A 16,248-nucleotide genomic window follows, 5' to 3' on the forward strand; every position below is an offset into this window, starting at 1 on the left:
GTCTTGGGGTCTTGGGGTCTTGGGGTCTTGGGGTCTTGGGGTCTTGGGGTCTTGGCGGCGCAACAAGCACCTTTTATATCGGGGTGTTAAGCAATGGCAGCAACCGGTGTTGCGCGAATGCCCAGCGCGTGACAAATGGCATAGGTCAGTTCGGCACGGTTCAGGGTATAGAAATGAAAATCGGTTACCCCTTCTGCCATCAGACCTTCAATCTGGGAAATCGATTCGTGAAACGCCACCATGCGGCGGGTTTCCGGGTCTTCATCAAGGCCTTCGAAGCTGTGATGCAGGCGTTGTGGCACGTTGGCCCCGCACATTGCAGCAAATTTCAAAAGCGCGCCAAAATTGGTGACCGGCAAAATGCCCGGAACGATGGGTGCGGTAATACCGGCCTTGTCACATTTATCGCGGAACCGCAAAAAGACATCATTATCAAAAAAGAACTGGGTAATGGCGCGGTTGGCACCAGCATCGAATTTGCGTTTCAGATAGTCAATTTCAAAATCGGCACCGGGCGCATCGGGGTGGGTTTCGGGATAGGCCGACACGGAAATATCGAAATCCTCGATCTTTTTTAAGCCTTCAACCAGATCAACGGCGTAAGCATACCCCCCCGGCGTTGGTACATAGATATCCCCCGCATCGGGCAGATCGCCGCGCAAGGCAACAATTGAGCGAATGCCTTCATCCCAATAGGTCCGGGCGATGCGTTCAATTTCATCGCGGGTATGACCAACACAGGTTAAATGGGCGGCGGCCGCAATGCCGGTTTCGCGCTGAATGCGGGTGACACTGGCATGGGTGCGATCCCGCGTTGACCCGCCCGCCCCATAGGTCACCGATACAAAAGACGGGGCCAGCGGGGCCAAACGGTGAATGGAACGCCACATGGTTTCTTCCATCTTTTCCGTCTTGGGGGGAAAAAATTCAAAGGAAACCCGCAAATCGCGCCCGGAAGCAGGGGTGGTTTGGGTGATGTCGCGTTGAACCGTCATTATCGTCTACCCTGTGTTTTATCGCCCGTTTAAGGCACTGTTGGTCCTGGCTGCCAGGCGGATCGGGGCTGTTGGGGAACAGCATCCCGGCATAGGCTGTTGATTTTTCAACCAGACTTATTGATCTGGCTATTTGGTATTCTCAGGAAACGTCAAACATCATTCGGCGGCCCTGCCCGTGGCATTGCCGCTTAAAACCTTGTTTTGGGCAGGCTCGGCATGGCCGCACCACAACCGCACCGTCAAGGGTTTACCGGGCAAATTAACCACATCGCTCAGATCGAGATGCGATGCCACAAACCAGTCTTTCATCGCACCATCCTCAAAGCCCAAACGGCGATGCGCGTGCTGTTCGCGTAATTCTTCCTGATCATGCGGGGCAAAATCCACCACCAGCAATAACCCGCCCGGGGCAAGCAACCGTGCCGCCTCGGCAATGGCGGTTTCGGGTTTTTCGGCATAGTGCAAAACCTGATGCAAGGTAATCACATCGAAGGCCCCGTCGGGATAAGGCAACTGGTACATATCGGCCTGACGCACCAGGCAATTGGCAAGTTCAGCCCGTTGCAGGCGCGCGCGCGCCACAGCCAGCATCTCGCGCGACATATCAACACCAACGCCTTCAGCAGCGGTTTTGCCCAACAATTCAAGTACCCGTCCGGTGCCGGTCCCAATATCGAGAATTCGTTTTCCGGCAAGATCGCCCAATACCGTTAACAGGGCGGATTCAACCTCGGCTTCGTCAATATGCAGCGAGCGAATCGTATCCCAATCCGCCGCATTGGCCCGAAAATATTCCGTTGCCACCTGTTCGCGCTGCTTTTTCACCTGATCAAGCCGGGCACGGTCAAGCAACAAAATTTCGTCGTCCTGAGGTAACAGGCGCAAAACCAGGCCAACCAGTTCAGCTCCGGCACCACTGTGCGGGGTGCGATAAAATACCCAGGTGCCCTCACGAAACCGCACCAGCAAACCAGCTTCACACAGCAACTTTAAATGGCGCGAAACCCGCGGCTGGCTTTGCCCGATGATCTGGGTAATTTCACTTACCGTCAGTTCACATTCGGCGCAAATGGCCAGCAGCCGCAATCGCGTGGCTTCTGCTGCGGCGCGCAATCCTGCCAATACCTGATCCATAAGGCCCTCCCGTTTCCTCATGCATATATAAAGATATGTTTATGTCTTATCAAGGAATAAATTAACCCTGGCCATAAGAAGTGTATCAAAAATGCCACATTCCGAAGGATAGTCGGTCGCTGTTTTTTTTGGTGTCTGGTGTTTAAAGTCACCATATGCTAACCACATGATATGCGGGGCATATGCGGTATCGCAGGATACGGATTTGACAGACAGCGTGGTTGCAACTGCAAGATTACCGCTTAAATCTGTATCCGGGGATACGGCCGGGGGCCTTAAAATTTGGTATTGTAAACCGTTGGCGAAAAGAATGAATCTGAAAAGCATACGGGCACTTAGTGTTGGGGCATCTCTGTCCGTTTTGACGGCATGCGCATCCACCCAACCGGCGCAAGACCAGACGGTATTTGATCCGATCGAGCCGGTTAACCGCGTCGTTCACAATGTTAATGGCGCTGTCGATTTTCTGATCCTGTACCCAGCCGCAATGTGGTATGGCGACATTGCACCACAGCCAGTTAAAAATTCGGTTAAAAGCTTTGCCAGCAACCTTGGCGAGCCGATCAACGCCGTCAACGCGTTGTTCCAGGGAGACCCGGATCAGGCTGTTGCATCGCTGCAACGTTTCATCGTCAACTCGACGATTGGCCTTTTGGGCTTTAACGATGTTGCCACCGAATTTGGCATTCCCTATCGTTCCGAAGATTTTGGACAGACACTTGCCCATTATGGCGTTGGTGCAGGTCCCTATTTGGTGTTGCCGATTTTCGGCCCGTCAAACCTGCGTGATACAACAGGCATCGTTACCGATTACCTGATGAACCCGTTCACCTATGGCGCGGATAACAGCGACAGAATCGCCTTGGGTTATTACGGCGGTATGGTTGGCGGTGCCGTTGACGCGCGTTATCGCAACAATGACAATATTGAACAATTGAAGCAATCTTCGCTGGATTATTATGCCGCCCTGCGCAGCCTTTACCGGCAGCACCGCAACAGTGTGATTCGCAATGGCGGCCCCGTCATAATGAATGGCGATACCAGGAATGCTTCGTTTGATTTCGATGATGCAGACGCCCCGGCAGGAGACAAATGAAACACATGCATAAACGCATCCTGATTGCCAGCCTGATAACGGCATCGGCGGCGGTTGTCCTTCCTTTTGGGCAGATCGCTCAGGCAGCGGTATCAGAGCGGGCCAACACCCCGGCGACCCCGTCGATAATGGAAATCGCGGCAACCCAGGACCCGGGCGATTTTGTTCGCAGGTTAGGTGATGAAGCTATTTCCGAACTGGCTGGTGAAAAAGTTACCGACAGCAGCCGTCAGAACCGTTTCATCGGCCTGATGAAGAAATATTTCGAAATGGACCAGGTGGCCCGTTTTGTTCTTGGTCGCTACTGGCGTAGTCTTTCCGATCAGGAACTGGGCGAATTTGCCGACCTGCTGCAGAAATACCTGGCGCTGAACTATGCCAGCAAGTTCAAGGATTTTGACGGCGAGAAATTTGTCGTTGGCGAGTCTTTCGAAAACAAAAAAGACACTTTTGTCAATTCACAGGTGGTTCGTCCTGATGGACCGCCCGTGAAGATCGTTTGGCGGTTGCGTGAATTTGACGGCAACTTGCGCATCATTGATGTATCGATCGAAGGCATCAGCATGGGCATCACCCAGCGCGATGAATTTGCCTCGGTCATTCAAAACAATGGCGGCAAGGTCCAGGCTTTGACTGACTTGCTGAAACAAAAGACAGCTGGTAACTAACAAAACGACGCGGCTTTATCGCAAAAGCCCGTGATTGTTCGTACCATATGCTATTTGAAAAGGCCTGCCAGCGTCATGCTGGCGGGCCTTTTCTCACATCCGACAGGAAGAATATCGGCATCACATATTCAGCGATCCTGGCCAAATCGTTTTTCTGTACGCGCGACAAATAATCGTCGATGTAATCCCGTCGCCGCGCCGCGCCATTCGCTCTACGCCACCGCAACAGACAAGCCAAACGCTTGTTCGATCTGCTCAAGCGGAACAGAAATATCCTCAACAATATCATGAAGCCATGCAACGGTTTCGGCCTCGGCCCCATGGCAGCTTGCGCGCTTTGCATGGTCAATAATACATGATCCGAAAAATTATTAACCGAATTGCCCCAACAAAAAAGGGCCATCCGGAAATAACCGGATGGCCCCTAAAGCGTAATACCGTTTTAAACGGAATTAACCCCGCGTCAGCGGTTTGTATTTAATGCGGTGCGGGCGGGAAGCCTCTTCACCATAACGGCGTTTATAATCGGCTTCATATTCCTGATAGTTGCCTTCAAACCATTCGACATGCGAATTGCCTTCATAGGCCAGAATATGGGTGGCAATACGGTCAAGGAAGAACCGGTCATGCGAAATCACCACAGCGCAACCGGCAAATTCCAGCAGGGCTTCTTCAAGCGCACGCAAGGTATCAACGTCGAGATCGTTGGTCGGTTCGTCAAGCAGCAGGACATTCGCGCCGGTCTTCAGCATCTTGGCAAGGTGAACGCGGTTACGTTCCCCGCCTGAAAGCTGACCGACTTTTTTCTGCTGGTCGGCCCCCTTGAAGGCAAACTGCGAAACGTAAGCCCGCGAGTTCATCGGGCGTTTGCCCAGCAAAATTTCGTCAAGCCCGTCGGAAACTTCCTGCCAAACGGTTTTGTCGGGGTCCAGCGCATCACGCGACTGGTCAACATAACCCAGTTTAACAGTTTCACCGATTTTAAGCGTCCCGGAATCCGGGGTTTCAGCACCCGTGATCATTTTAAACAAAGTGGTTTTACCCGCCCCGTTCGGGCCGATCACCCCGACAATGCCGCCCGGCGGCAGACGGAAATCAAGGCCGTCAAACAGCAATTTGTCTTCAAATGCCTTGGTCAGGCCTTCGGCCGTGATCACTTCGTTGCCCAGACGTTCGGAAATCGGAATGGCGATTTTGGCCGAATCCGGGGCTGCATTGGCGGCCTGCGCGACCAGATCGTCATAGGCACGAATACGGGCCTTGGATTTCGCCTGACGCCCTTTGGGGTTCTGACGGATCCAGTCCAGTTCCTCGGCCAGTTGTTTCTGGCGGCTGCCTTCCTGACGGCTTTCCTGCGCCATGCGCTTTTGTTTCTGTTCCAGCCACGAAGAATAGTTGCCTTCGTAGGGAATGCCCTGTCCGCGATCAAGCTCGAGGATCCAGCCCGTGACGTTATCGAGGAAGTAACGATCATGGGTGACCAGCACAACAGTGCCTTCATAATCTTCGAGGTGACGTTCCAGCCATGCGACAGATTCAGCATCAAGATGGTTGGTCGGTTCGTCAAGCAGCAGCATGTCGGGTTTGGACAGCAACAACCGGCACAGCGCGACACGGCGGCGTTCCCCACCGGACAGCAGACTGACATCCGAATCCTTGGGCGGGCAGCGCAACGCATCCATGGCAATTTCCAGGGTCCGTTCCAGATCCCAGCCATTGGCGGCATCAATACGTTCCTGAAGTTCGCCCTGCTCGGTCAGCAGGGTATTCATTTCGTCCTCGTCCATCGGCTCGGCGAATTTGCCGCTGATTTCGTTGAAACGGGCCAAATCATCAACGATCTGGCCACACCCTTCCATCACATTGCCCAGCACGTCCTTGTCCGGGTTCAGATGGGGTTCCTGTTCCAGGTAACCGACACGCACGCCGTCGGCGGCCCAGGCTTCGCCGCCATATTCTTTCTCAATGCCACCCATGATCTTGAGCAGGGTGGATTTACCGGCACCGTTGTTACCCAAAACGCCAATTTTGACGCCCGGCAGGAAGGACAGCGTAATGCCCTTGAACAATTCGCGCCCGGCAGGAAGGACTTTGGTCAGGTCCTTCATGACGAAGATATACTGATAGGATGCCATTAAATTCCCCATCCAAAATGAACCGCGCCCCGCGATTGCGGGGCAAATATCGTGCGCCGTTTGTAACCGAGCTGCCAGCGACAAACAACGGCTAAGACGTAAAACCGCCCTTTTGCACACCGATAGCAGGCATGTGCGCCCCTCAAAAGCCGATTCCCGCACCAATCGTGGCACAAATCCGCGTTTGACCCCGGTTTTGGCAGCCAACAAGCAATCGCAAACGCGATACCCCCCGCGGCAAGCCCATCTGACATCGGAAAGACAACCAGACTTTCGTCGTATCCGCGCACGGCCCTTTTCATCGCCATGTCGGCCAAAACCGCATGATCCCGCCACTTTGGCCACATGTCAGAATCCAGCCCCGGCCCCTATTCGACTAAGGGTTATCTTATAGGGGAAGATCAAAGCTGATAGGAAAATTCAGGGGTACCTTGCGCAACCTGCGCGATTGCCCTCGCAAATTTCAAAAAGTCCGGGCAGGCACTGTTTTGCCATTAACCCGGCGCGGGAAGGTTCACATCCGAGGAAGGAGACGCGCAATGGAAGACAAATCCGGCGCAGAATACTGGAGACGCAACGTCAAACTGGTTCTGACCCTGCTGGTCATCTGGTTTGTTGTCTCTTATGGCTTTGGCATTTTGTTTGTTGATGCCCTCAATACCATCACAATCGCAGGTTTCCAGTTGGGTTTCTGGTTTGCCCAGCAAGGATCGATCTATGTGTTTGCGATCCTGATCTTCGTTTATGTCCGGCAAATGAACAAACTGGACCGGGAATTCAACGTTCGGGAAGACGAATAAGCCCATATCGGCTGTTTGTATTGGGGAGCTTTCAAATGGATCTTACGACCCTGACATATATTGCCGTGGGGCTTAGTTTTGCCCTGTATATCGGCATTGCCATCTGGGCAAAAGCCAGCACGACTGGCGAATTTTACGTCGCTGGTTCCGGGGTGAACCCGGTTGTGAACGGCATGGCAACCGCGGCCGACTGGATGTCGGCAGCATCGTTTATTTCGATGGCGGGCCTGATCGCGTTTCTGGGCTATGGCGGATCGGTTTATCTGATGGGCTGGACCGGCGGCTATTGCTTGCTGGCGATGCTGCTGGCCCCGTATTTGCGCAAATACGGCAAATTCACCGTGCCGGAATTTATTGGCGACCGGTTCTATTCCAAAACCGCACGTATCGTTGCCGTGATCTGCCTGATCTTTATTTCCTTTACCTATGTTGCCGGGCAAATGCGTGGCGTTGGTATTGTGTTTTCGCGTTTCCTTGAAGTCGACATCCTGACCGGCCTGATCATTGGCATGGGCATTGTTTTCATCTATGCCGTTCTCGGCGGGATGAAAGGTGTGACCTATACCCAGGTTGCACAATATTGCGTGCTGATCGTGGCTTATACCGTCCCGGCCATTTTCATCGCCTTTCAGTTAACCGGCAATCCGATCCCGCAACTGGCCTTTGGCTCCACGGTGAATGGCACCGGCGAATTCATGCTCGAACGCTTAAACCAGGTGGTCACCGACCTTGGCTTTCTTGAATACACCACCACCAGTAAATCCACGATCGACATCTTTGCCATTACTCTGGCGCTGATGGTCGGCACGGCGGGTTTACCGCACGTTATTGTGCGTTTCTTTACGGTTCCCAAAGTCCGCGATGCCCGATCATCGGCGGGGTGGGCACTGGTTTTCATTGCCATTCTTTACACAACGGCCCCGGCTGTTGGCGCAATGGCCCGCCTGAACCTGACCCAGACCGTGCAAACCGGCCCGGTTGGATCACCTGATGGCAACCTGGTATTTGAACAGCGCCCGGACTGGATGAAACGTTGGGAATCAACCGGCCTTTTGGCCTTTGACGACAAAAACGGCGATGGCAAAATTCAGTATTACAATGATGCCAATGCCGAATTTGCCACCAAGGCCGAACAATATGGCTGGAAAGGCAATGAATTAAAGGTCGATAACGACATTATGGTGCTGGCCAACCCCGAAATTGCCCAATTGCCCAATTGGGTGATTGCCCTGGTGGCCGCCGGTGGTATTGCCGCCGCCCTGTCCACCGCGGCCGGGTTGTTGCTGGTCATTTCATCAAGCATTTCGCATGACCTGCTTAAAAGCACCTTCACGCCCGAGATGACGGAAAAACAGGAACTCATGACGGGCCGTATTGCTGCGGCTGTTGCCATCGGCATTGCCGGGTATCTGGGCTACAACCCGCCCGGATTTGTCGCCCAGGTGGTTGCCTTTGCCTTTGGTCTGGCGGCGGCATCGCTGTTCCCGGTCATCATCATGGGGATTTTCTCCAAAAAGGTGAACCGCGAAGGTGCCATTGCCGGGATGTTGACCGGGCTTGTTTTCACCATGGGGTATATCATTACCTATAAGGGTGTTTTCATTGCCCCGATCCTGACCAACACGGCCGATCACTGGTTGCTTGGCATTTCACCCGAAGGTATTGGGGCGGTTGGCATGGTGCTGAACTTTGCCGTGGCCTTTGCCGTCTCGAAAATGACAGCCGAACCGCCGCTACGCATTCAGGAAATGGTCGAACATATCCGCGTTCCCAAAGGGGCCGGTGCCGCAGTTGACCATTAATCTGACTGCATTTTGACGGGCTGAAATTTTTTCACCCCAACCATCATAGCCCCCCGGGATGTCAAAGACGCCGGGGGGCTTTTACATTAGGGTTTACGCGCACAATCTGGCATCCTTGCCCGACCCATTTGCAACCGGGGAATGACATGAGCCTTGAACTTAAAGACATCCGCGATTTTCTGGCCACCCACCACCCGTTTGACCTTCTGCCCGATGCCGACCTGAACCAGATCCCGGCCCGGTTGACCGCGCGGTATTTCCGCAAGGGATCGGTTATTTTGCAGCCCGACATTACCTGCCTGCATTTGCATATTGTGCGCACCGGGGCCGTTGAAACGCAATCGCCCGACGGGCATTTGCTCGCCCGGTTATCAGAAGGCGAATGTTTTGGCGTGCGCGCCATGTTTCGCGGTGGCAAGGCGGCAAACCGCATTACCGCCATTGAAGACACGCTGGTTTACCAGCTTCCCGAAAGCGATTTTCACGATCTGGCGCGCAAACACCCGCAATTTGCCTATTTCTTTGAATTAATGGGCGGCGCGCGGTTGCGCGGCGGCATGCAAATGGCCGAGGACCGCGATGAAGACCAGCTAAAACTGATGAGCTTGCAGGTCAGCGACCTGATTGCACGCGACGTTGTCAGCCTGCCACAAAGCGCAACCCTGCGCGAAGTGGGCCAGCATATGAGCAAGGAACGGGTTTCGTGCCTGCTTTTAACCGACGATACCGGCAAGATTGCCGGGATCATCACCGATCGCGATTTGCGCAACCGGGTTGTCGCCCTGGGCATGGATTATGCCACCCCGGTCGCCAACATCATGACACGCAACCCGATTTCAATTGCCCCCGATGCCTATGCCTTTGATGCCTTGCTGACCATGACGCGGCATAATATTCGCCACCTGCCGGTGGTGGCCACCGGGGCCGATGCCGCGATTGGCGTCATTACCACCACCAACCTTTTAATGCGCCAGTCCTTGTCTGCCGTTTATATGGCAGGCCAGATCAGCAAGATGGATGATGCCGCCGATATGGCGACCGTCATTGCGCAAATCCCCGAATTACTGCGCCAGTTGATTGATGCGGGTGCCACATCGCAAAATGCCGGGCATATCGTGACCACCCTGGCCGATACGGTAACCTCACGCCTTTTGGAACTGGCGGAAAAGAAATTCGGCCCCCCGCCTGTTCCCTATGTATGGTTGGCAGGCGGATCGCAAGGGCGTCAGGAACAAACGGCCATATCGGATCAGGATAACTGCCTGATGCTTGATGATTCTTATGATGCAGATCTTCATGGGGATTATTTCCGCGATCTGGCCGATTTTGTCTGCGATGGGCTGAACACCGCAGGCTACGTCTATTGCCCCGGCGAAATGATGGCAAAAACCGACAAATGGCGCCAGCCGGTCGCCACATGGCTTCAATACTTTACCAACTGGATCCAAAACCCCGAACCTAAAGCCCTGATGCTGTGTTCTGTCTGGTTTGATTTGCGCCCGATCTATGGCAAGGCATCCCTGTATGAGCAATTGCATCGCCAGATCGTGCCGATGGCATCGGGCAACCGTATCTTTCTGGCCTTTATGGTCGGCAATGCCCAAAGCCACCACGTGCCGCTGGGATTTTTCCGTAATTTTGTCATGATCCGGGGCGGCGAGCATGACCGCACCCTGGATATGAAACATAGCGGTGTTGTCCCGATTGTTGATATCGCCCGCATTCATGCGCTGGGCAATGGTATTACGGCGGTTAACACCAGCAACCGGTTACAGGCCGCCATTCATACATCCTCGATCAGTGCGCAAGGGGCGCGTGATTTGATGGATGCCTATGAATTTATCAGCATTACGCGGTTAAAACACCAGGTCGCCCAAATCAGGTCTGACACGCGGCCCGATAACTTTTTACGCCCCGAAAGCCTGTCAGCCTTCGAGAGAAGTCATCTCAAAGATGCGTTTAACGTGATAAAAACACTGCAAACCGCCCTTGAAAGCAATTTCGGCAAAAGCGGCACCTGAGCACGGCGGAAAGGCACACAGGATACAATATGGGTCTGCACGAACAAATACTCGACAGTCAGGTTTATCGTCGCTGGAACAGCAAGCGGGCAAAAGGCCCGCTGGCACAGTTTTACGATATTGCGCCGGTCGCGCCTGAACGTCACATATCGGATATTGAATTTGTCGCCCTTGATCTGGAAACGACAGGCCTTAATCCAAAGCGCGATGACATCATCAGTGTGGGTTGGGTCCTGATCCGCAATTGCGGGGTTGATTTTTCCAGCGCGCAGCATTTTCTGGTGCGCCCCACCAAAGATGTAACCGAAAGTTCCGCCGTCATTCATGGCATTCTAGACAGCCACGTCGCCGACGCACCCGATATTGAAACCGTGCTGCGCCAGTTATTACCGGTGTTGGCCGGGCGGGTTTTGCTGGCCCATCATGCGCCAATCGAACTGGGGTTTTTGGGCCGGGCCTGCAAAAAACTGTATGGGGCGTCTTTGCAATTACCAACAGTGGATACATTGGTTTTGGCCCTGCGCGATATTCACCGCCAGGGCATCCCGTTTAAAAGCGGGGCGTTAAAGCTGCAAAACCTGCGCAAATTGCACAATTTGCCGCCCTATCGCGCCCATAATGCCCTGACCGACGCCCTTGCCACCGCCGAACTTTTTTTAGCCCAAATCAACAAGCGTGATCCTAAAGGCGAACTTGAGCTGGACCGCGTCCTGCGCTAACCCATTCAGGCACTTTCACCCCGGCATCAAAAGGCCCGACATCATGTTTGTCTTTATTTTCACAACGGTTGTGGTCGGCTTTGCCTGTGCTGGTCTGATCCTGCTGGCGTTCCGCATCACCGGGCGCAAGGCACCGAAATATCTTATCCCGCTGACTGCGGCCCTTGGCATGTTTGGCTATATGATATGGAACGATTATAGCTGGTTTGACCGGGTATCGTCCCGCCTGCCCCCGCAGGTAACAATCACACAAACATTTGATAGCGCAACTGCCTATAAACCCTGGACGCTGATCAAAGCCCCGATCAACCGGTTTAGCGCCATTGATGAAAGCAAAACCATCGCCAACCCTGCCAATATTGCCCAAAAACAGATAACCACCATCTATCTGCAAAAAGGCCACCCGGCGATGGCAACCACCCGCCTGATTGATTGCGACACCCGCGAAGCCAGCTTTATCACACCCGATACGCCGCTTGATGAAAACGGTTTTCCCGCCCGCCTGGACGATAGCCGCCAAAAGGCAGATGATGACCCGGCCTTAAAACGGGCCTGCGCCCCCTGAGACCTGACCTGAGACAAACCTTTCTCTAAACATTTAACCCGTAGCAACAGAGCATGACCGGCACGTTTGATCTTGCCTTATTCGTCTTGACCTTTCGTTATATACAATGAAATATAGCGAAAATTCATGTCAACCGGAGTCCCCGCAATGCAATTTCCCCCCCGCCGGATTTTATCGTGTCTTGTTGTTTCTGCCGGAATGTTCGCTCTGCCCGGTCTGGCACAGGCCGACGACATAACCGTGTTTGCCGCCGCCAGCCTGACCGATGCGATGGGCGAGATTGCCATGGCCTATGAAAATATCCACAGCGATGACCATGTGCTGTTGTCATTTGCCAGTTCATCAACACTGGCGCGGCAAATTTCGGCCGGTGGCCCGGCAGAGGTGTTTATATCGGCCAACGAAAAATGGATGGACTGGCTTTCCGATCAGGACATGATTTCGGCAGGCACACGTAGCGACCTTTTGGGCAATTCGCTGGTGCTGATTGCACCGACAGACAGGCCGCTTGATAAAATGACGCTAGATGACAGCACCGATTTAACAGCCCTGATCGGCAAGGATGACCGCATTGCCATGGGCGACCCCGACCATGTTCCGGCGGGCATTTATGGCAAACAGGCGCTGATGCATTTGGGCATGTGGGACAAAACCGAACCCCGTCTGGCGCGGGCCGATAATGTGCGCGCCGCCCTGGCCCTTGTTGAACGCGGCGAGGCCCCGCTGGGCATTGTTTACGGCACCGATGCCGCGATCAGCAAAGGCGTTAAAATCGTTGCCACTTTCCCGGCAAACAGCCATCCTGCCATTACCTATCCGGTTGCGATGATGAAGGGCACAGAAAACCCGGCGTCCCAACGCCTGATGGACTTTTTGAAATCCGACACCGCAAACGCCATTTTTAGCGATTTTGGTTTCACCCTGCCAAAGGAATAACGGGCCAATACCGACCATGATGCTGTCGCCTGCCGAAATTGATGCCCTGTTATTAAGCCTGAAAATTGCAGCTTTGGCCGTGGCCGGGGCTTTGCCCTTTGCCATTGCTTGTGCCAGCCTTTTAACCTTCGGGCGCTTTCCCGGCCGGTTCTTGATTGATGCCATCGTGCATTTACCCCTTATTTTACCGCCGGTGGTAATGGGGTATTTGTTGTTGATCAGTTTTGGCACCCGTGCCCCCATTGGCGCATGGTTACTGCACAGCTTTGATATAAGGCTGGTGTTTAGCTGGACGGGCGCAGCACTGGCCTCGGCCATTGTCAGCTTTCCCTTTCAGGTTCGTGCCATTCGCATTGCCTTGGAAAATATCGATCCCGGCCTGCATCAGGCCGCAGAAACACTTGGTGCTGGCCCGGTTGACCGTTTTATCAATTTAACCCTGCCTTTGGCCCTGCCCGGCATCATTGCCGGAGCAATTACCGCCTTTAGCGCCAGTTTGGGCGAATTTGGCGCCATTATTACCTTTGTCTCCAACATCCCCGGCGAAACCCGCACCCTGCCCCTGGCAATTTACACCGCCATTCAAACGCCGGGCGGCGAGTTGGCGGCGGCACGGCTGGCGGCATTATCTATCGGGTTGGCCCTATGCGGTTTGATCCTTTCGGAAATGATGATGCGCGGCATTCGCCGTAAACTGACCGGTCAGGTCCGACCATGAGCCTTGAAATCGACATTCGTCATCAGGCCGGTATCCTCACCTTGAATGCCCGGTTCAAAATTGAACGCCCCGGCATAACCGCCCTGTTTGGCCCGTCGGGCAGTGGTAAAACCACCCTGATCAATGCCATTGCCGGGCTGATCCGCCCCGATGACGGTACCATAACCATCAATGGCAAGGCCGTTTTTGACCGTAAAAACAACATCCACCTGCCCCCGCGCAAACGGCGGGTTGGCTATGTTTTTCAAGATGCGCGGCTGTTTCCACATTTAACCGTGCGCAAAAACCTGTATTTCGCCCATCACCGGTCACCCAACCCGCTGCCCGATGCGAAAATAGAGGCGATCATTGCCATGTTGGGCATTGGCGGGTTGCTGTCGCGCCGACCGGTCAAATTATCGGGCGGGGAAAAACAACGGGTTTCGCTGGGTCGGGCGTTGCTTGGCAATCCTGATATTTTATTGTTGGACGAGCCCCTGTCTGCCCTGGACCAGGCCCGCAAGGATGAAATCCTGCCTTATCTGGAGGCCCTGCGCGACCAGCGTCGCCTGCCGATATTATATGTCAGCCACGCAATTGATGAAGTCGCCCGGCTGGCCGACAATATGGTGGTCATGGAAAACGGCCAGGTCCGTGCCAGCGGATCGGTATTTGATATTCTGGCGCGAACCGACCTTGCGCCGTTAACCGGGCAATTTGATACCGGGGCTGTTATTCCGGCCATTGTCACCGGGCATGATGTAAAGGGCGCTATTTCGTATCTGGAATGTGCCGGGCATCAATTAATTGTGCCGTTATTGTCGCCCGTCCCGCCGGGTTCGGGCAACGGCCCCCATGGCAGCCCCACCGCGAACCAGCCCCCCCGGCAAACCCGCCTGCATATTCGGGCGCGCGATGTCATGATCGCCAAAACCATCCCCGATGGCATCAGTGCCAACAATATTTTGCCCACCACCATCGCGGCCCTAACCCCGGTTGCGCCTGGCAGCATCGATGTTGCCTTGCGCCTTGGCCATGCCAGCAGTGGCAAAACCCTGGCAGCGCCGCTTATCCATGCAAGGATCACGGCATGGTCGGCACAAAGGCTGGATTTACAGATCGGCCAGCAGGTTTATGCCGTGATCAAATCGGTCATGGTTGATGGTAAGATGCGCGAAACAGATGCATGATACGGCCCAACAAAAAAACGGACCGAGTTAAAGCATGTTTCCTTTAATCTGGCGCAACAGCGCCAGGCGTTTGCGAATCGCAATCGTCTGCGCCGTTCGCCCCGTCTGACAGGCAGTTGGCTAGTTCCGCAAGGCTGGTGGCAAGGGCCTGTTCGGCCTGAAGTTCTGCCGCTTGATAAATCGCCATGACCTTTTCCCCCATTGCCGTCAGGGTTGCGCCGCCATGGGCCTTGCCGCCAATACGGGTTTCAATCACCGGGCTTGAAAAACTGCGATTCAGCTCGTCGATCAGCAGCCACGCCCGGCGATAGGACATGCCCATTTTGCGCGCCGCGGCGGAAATAGAGGCTTCTTCGGCCACCGCACGCAACAGATCAACCTTGCCATAGCCAAGGCGCACCCCACCAGGAAGGTCAATTTTAAGGCGGATTTTCAAATCACTGGCTTTTATCATGCGCCAAGATTACCTGATCAAACCCCCGGATGCCAGCGCGCAAAAGGGCCGGTTTCCCGGCCCATCACAATTAGTTAACCGGGGTTATCAGGGGTTTTTCTGCAAAAAATGCGATCAGATTATCGACCACCAGTTGCCCCATGGCATTTCGGGTTTCAACTGTGCCACTGGCGTGGTGCGGATAAATCACAACGTTATCAAGTGCGGCAAAGGCCGGGTTCATATGCGGTTCGTTATGGAACACATCCAATCCCGCGCCACCCACGGTGCCATCTTGTAATGCCGTGATCAGGGCGGGTTCATCAATCACGCTGCCGCGCGCAATGTTCACGACATATCCTGTCGCCCCCAAGGCCGCCAGCACATCCATATTGATCAGATTGCGGGTAGCATCCCCACCCGGGCAGGCCACAACCAGCACATCGGCCCATTTTGCCATCGCAACAAGATCATCAAAATAGCGATAGTTAACATTAGTTTGCACGGATCGGCCAAAATAACCCAGTTCAACCCCAAACGGTTCCGCCCGGCTGGCAATGGCCTTGCCAATGCGGCCCAAACCAACCACACCGACCTTTTTACCGTGCAAGGTTGTGGTCAGCGGCATGACCCCGTTTTGGGACCAGTTACCACTGCGCGCCCAACGATCGCCGACCACAAGGCGACGCAAGGTTGCCAGCATCAACATAATGGCAGTATCGGCAACATCATCGTTCAAAACATCGGGGGTGTTGGTCACCTTTATGCCCCGCGCGGTGCAGGCGGCGATGTCTATCGAATCATAGCCAACACCAAAGCTGGTGATTACTTCCAGATTGGGCAATTGCGCCATCAACCCGGCAGGAATCCCAACTCCGGCGGTGGTCATGACCAGCCGGATTTTATCGGCAACCGAGGCCACCAAAGCGTCGCGGTCATCGCTTTGATCGTAGCGATGCAGGGTATATTCCTGCGCCAGTTTTTCCATTTGGTGGGAGCGTGCAGGCGAAACGACAAGAACGTCACGGGTGGCAGGCATAAAAGGACTCTCCTG

At 54.3% G+C, this 16,248-nt stretch carries 15 protein-coding genes; 10 read left to right on the forward strand and 5 right to left on the reverse strand.

Features of this window, described 5'->3' with window-relative positions:
• Window positions 1-86: 86 nt before the first annotated feature.
• The gene (metF, locus tag AAC086_RS05390; RefSeq protein ID WP_339776242.1) at window positions 87-995 is read right to left on the reverse strand and encodes a methylenetetrahydrofolate reductase; all 909 of its coding nucleotides are present in this window, start codon (window positions 993-995) and stop codon (window positions 87-89) included.
• Between the two features lie 159 nt (window positions 996-1,154).
• A complete protein-coding gene (locus AAC086_RS05395; RefSeq protein WP_339776245.1) occupies window positions 1,155-2,132 on the reverse strand; it encodes a metalloregulator ArsR/SmtB family transcription factor in 978 nt (325 codons plus the stop codon).
• Between the two features lie 310 nt (window positions 2,133-2,442).
• Between AAC086_RS05395 and AAC086_RS05400 the strand changes: the two genes are divergently transcribed.
• Window positions 2,443-3,228: a VacJ family lipoprotein gene (locus AAC086_RS05400; RefSeq protein WP_339776248.1), complete on the forward strand. Its 786-nt coding sequence runs from the start codon at window positions 2,443-2,445 to the stop codon at window positions 3,226-3,228.
• A gap of 5 nt (window positions 3,229-3,233) precedes the next feature.
• Window positions 3,234-3,896, forward strand: coding sequence for an ABC transporter substrate-binding protein (locus AAC086_RS05405; RefSeq protein ID WP_339776251.1), 663 nt, complete (start codon window positions 3,234-3,236; stop codon window positions 3,894-3,896).
• A gap of 452 nt (window positions 3,897-4,348) precedes the next feature.
• Here AAC086_RS05405 and ettA read toward each other — a convergent pair whose 3' ends face one another.
• Window positions 4,349-6,031, reverse strand: a complete 1,683-nt coding sequence (ettA, locus tag AAC086_RS05410) for an energy-dependent translational throttle protein EttA (RefSeq protein ID WP_339776254.1) — start codon at window positions 6,029-6,031, stop codon at window positions 4,349-4,351.
• Window positions 6,032-6,570: 539 nt separating this feature from the next.
• Between ettA and AAC086_RS05415 the strand changes: the two genes are divergently transcribed.
• From AAC086_RS05415 to modC, 8 genes are all read left to right on the forward strand, one after another.
• Window positions 6,571-6,831: a DUF4212 domain-containing protein gene (locus AAC086_RS05415; protein WP_339776257.1), complete on the forward strand. Its 261-nt coding sequence runs from the start codon at window positions 6,571-6,573 to the stop codon at window positions 6,829-6,831.
• Window positions 6,832-6,866: 35 nt separating this feature from the next.
• Entirely contained in the window at window positions 6,867-8,633 is a 1,767-nt protein-coding gene (locus AAC086_RS05420; protein WP_339776260.1) for a sodium:solute symporter family protein, read from the forward strand.
• Between the two features lie 146 nt (window positions 8,634-8,779).
• Window positions 8,780-10,654 carry a putative nucleotidyltransferase substrate binding domain-containing protein gene (locus AAC086_RS05425; protein WP_339776262.1) on the forward strand — a complete coding sequence of 625 codons (1,875 nt, stop codon included), beginning with the start codon at window positions 8,780-8,782 and terminating at the stop codon, window positions 10,652-10,654.
• A gap of 29 nt (window positions 10,655-10,683) precedes the next feature.
• Entirely contained in the window at window positions 10,684-11,373 is a 690-nt protein-coding gene (locus AAC086_RS05430) for an exonuclease domain-containing protein (RefSeq protein WP_339776263.1), read from the forward strand.
• Window positions 11,374-11,416: 43 nt separating this feature from the next.
• A complete protein-coding gene (locus AAC086_RS05435; protein ID WP_339776266.1) occupies window positions 11,417-11,938 on the forward strand; it encodes a hypothetical protein in 522 nt (173 codons plus the stop codon).
• Between the two features lie 147 nt (window positions 11,939-12,085).
• Window positions 12,086-12,874 carry a molybdate ABC transporter substrate-binding protein gene (gene modA, locus AAC086_RS05440; protein ID WP_339776269.1) on the forward strand — a complete coding sequence of 263 codons (789 nt, stop codon included), beginning with the start codon at window positions 12,086-12,088 and terminating at the stop codon, window positions 12,872-12,874.
• A gap of 16 nt (window positions 12,875-12,890) precedes the next feature.
• Window positions 12,891-13,592, forward strand: a complete 702-nt coding sequence (gene modB / locus AAC086_RS05445; protein ID WP_339776272.1) for a molybdate ABC transporter permease subunit — start codon at window positions 12,891-12,893, stop codon at window positions 13,590-13,592.
• A complete protein-coding gene (gene modC / locus AAC086_RS05450) occupies window positions 13,589-14,761 on the forward strand; it encodes a molybdenum ABC transporter ATP-binding protein (protein ID WP_339776274.1) in 1,173 nt (390 codons plus the stop codon). The genes modB and modC overlap by 4 nt, the downstream gene beginning before the upstream one ends.
• Before the next feature lie 43 nt (window positions 14,762-14,804).
• Here the strand turns inward: modC and AAC086_RS05455 are convergent, their stop codons facing one another.
• Both AAC086_RS05455 and AAC086_RS05460 read right to left on the reverse strand, forming a co-directional pair.
• On the reverse strand, window positions 14,805-15,215 hold the full coding sequence (locus AAC086_RS05455; RefSeq protein ID WP_339776277.1) for a LysR family transcriptional regulator: 411 nt from the start codon (window positions 15,213-15,215) through the stop codon (window positions 14,805-14,807).
• A gap of 70 nt (window positions 15,216-15,285) precedes the next feature.
• Window positions 15,286-16,233 carry a 2-hydroxyacid dehydrogenase gene (locus tag AAC086_RS05460; protein WP_339776279.1) on the reverse strand — a complete coding sequence of 316 codons (948 nt, stop codon included), beginning with the start codon at window positions 16,231-16,233 and terminating at the stop codon, window positions 15,286-15,288.
• Window positions 16,234-16,248 lie beyond the last annotated feature (15 nt).

The sequence above is a fragment of the uncultured Thalassospira sp. genome (assembly GCF_963976115.1).
Lineage (GTDB): Bacteria > Pseudomonadota > Alphaproteobacteria > Rhodospirillales > Thalassospiraceae > Thalassospira.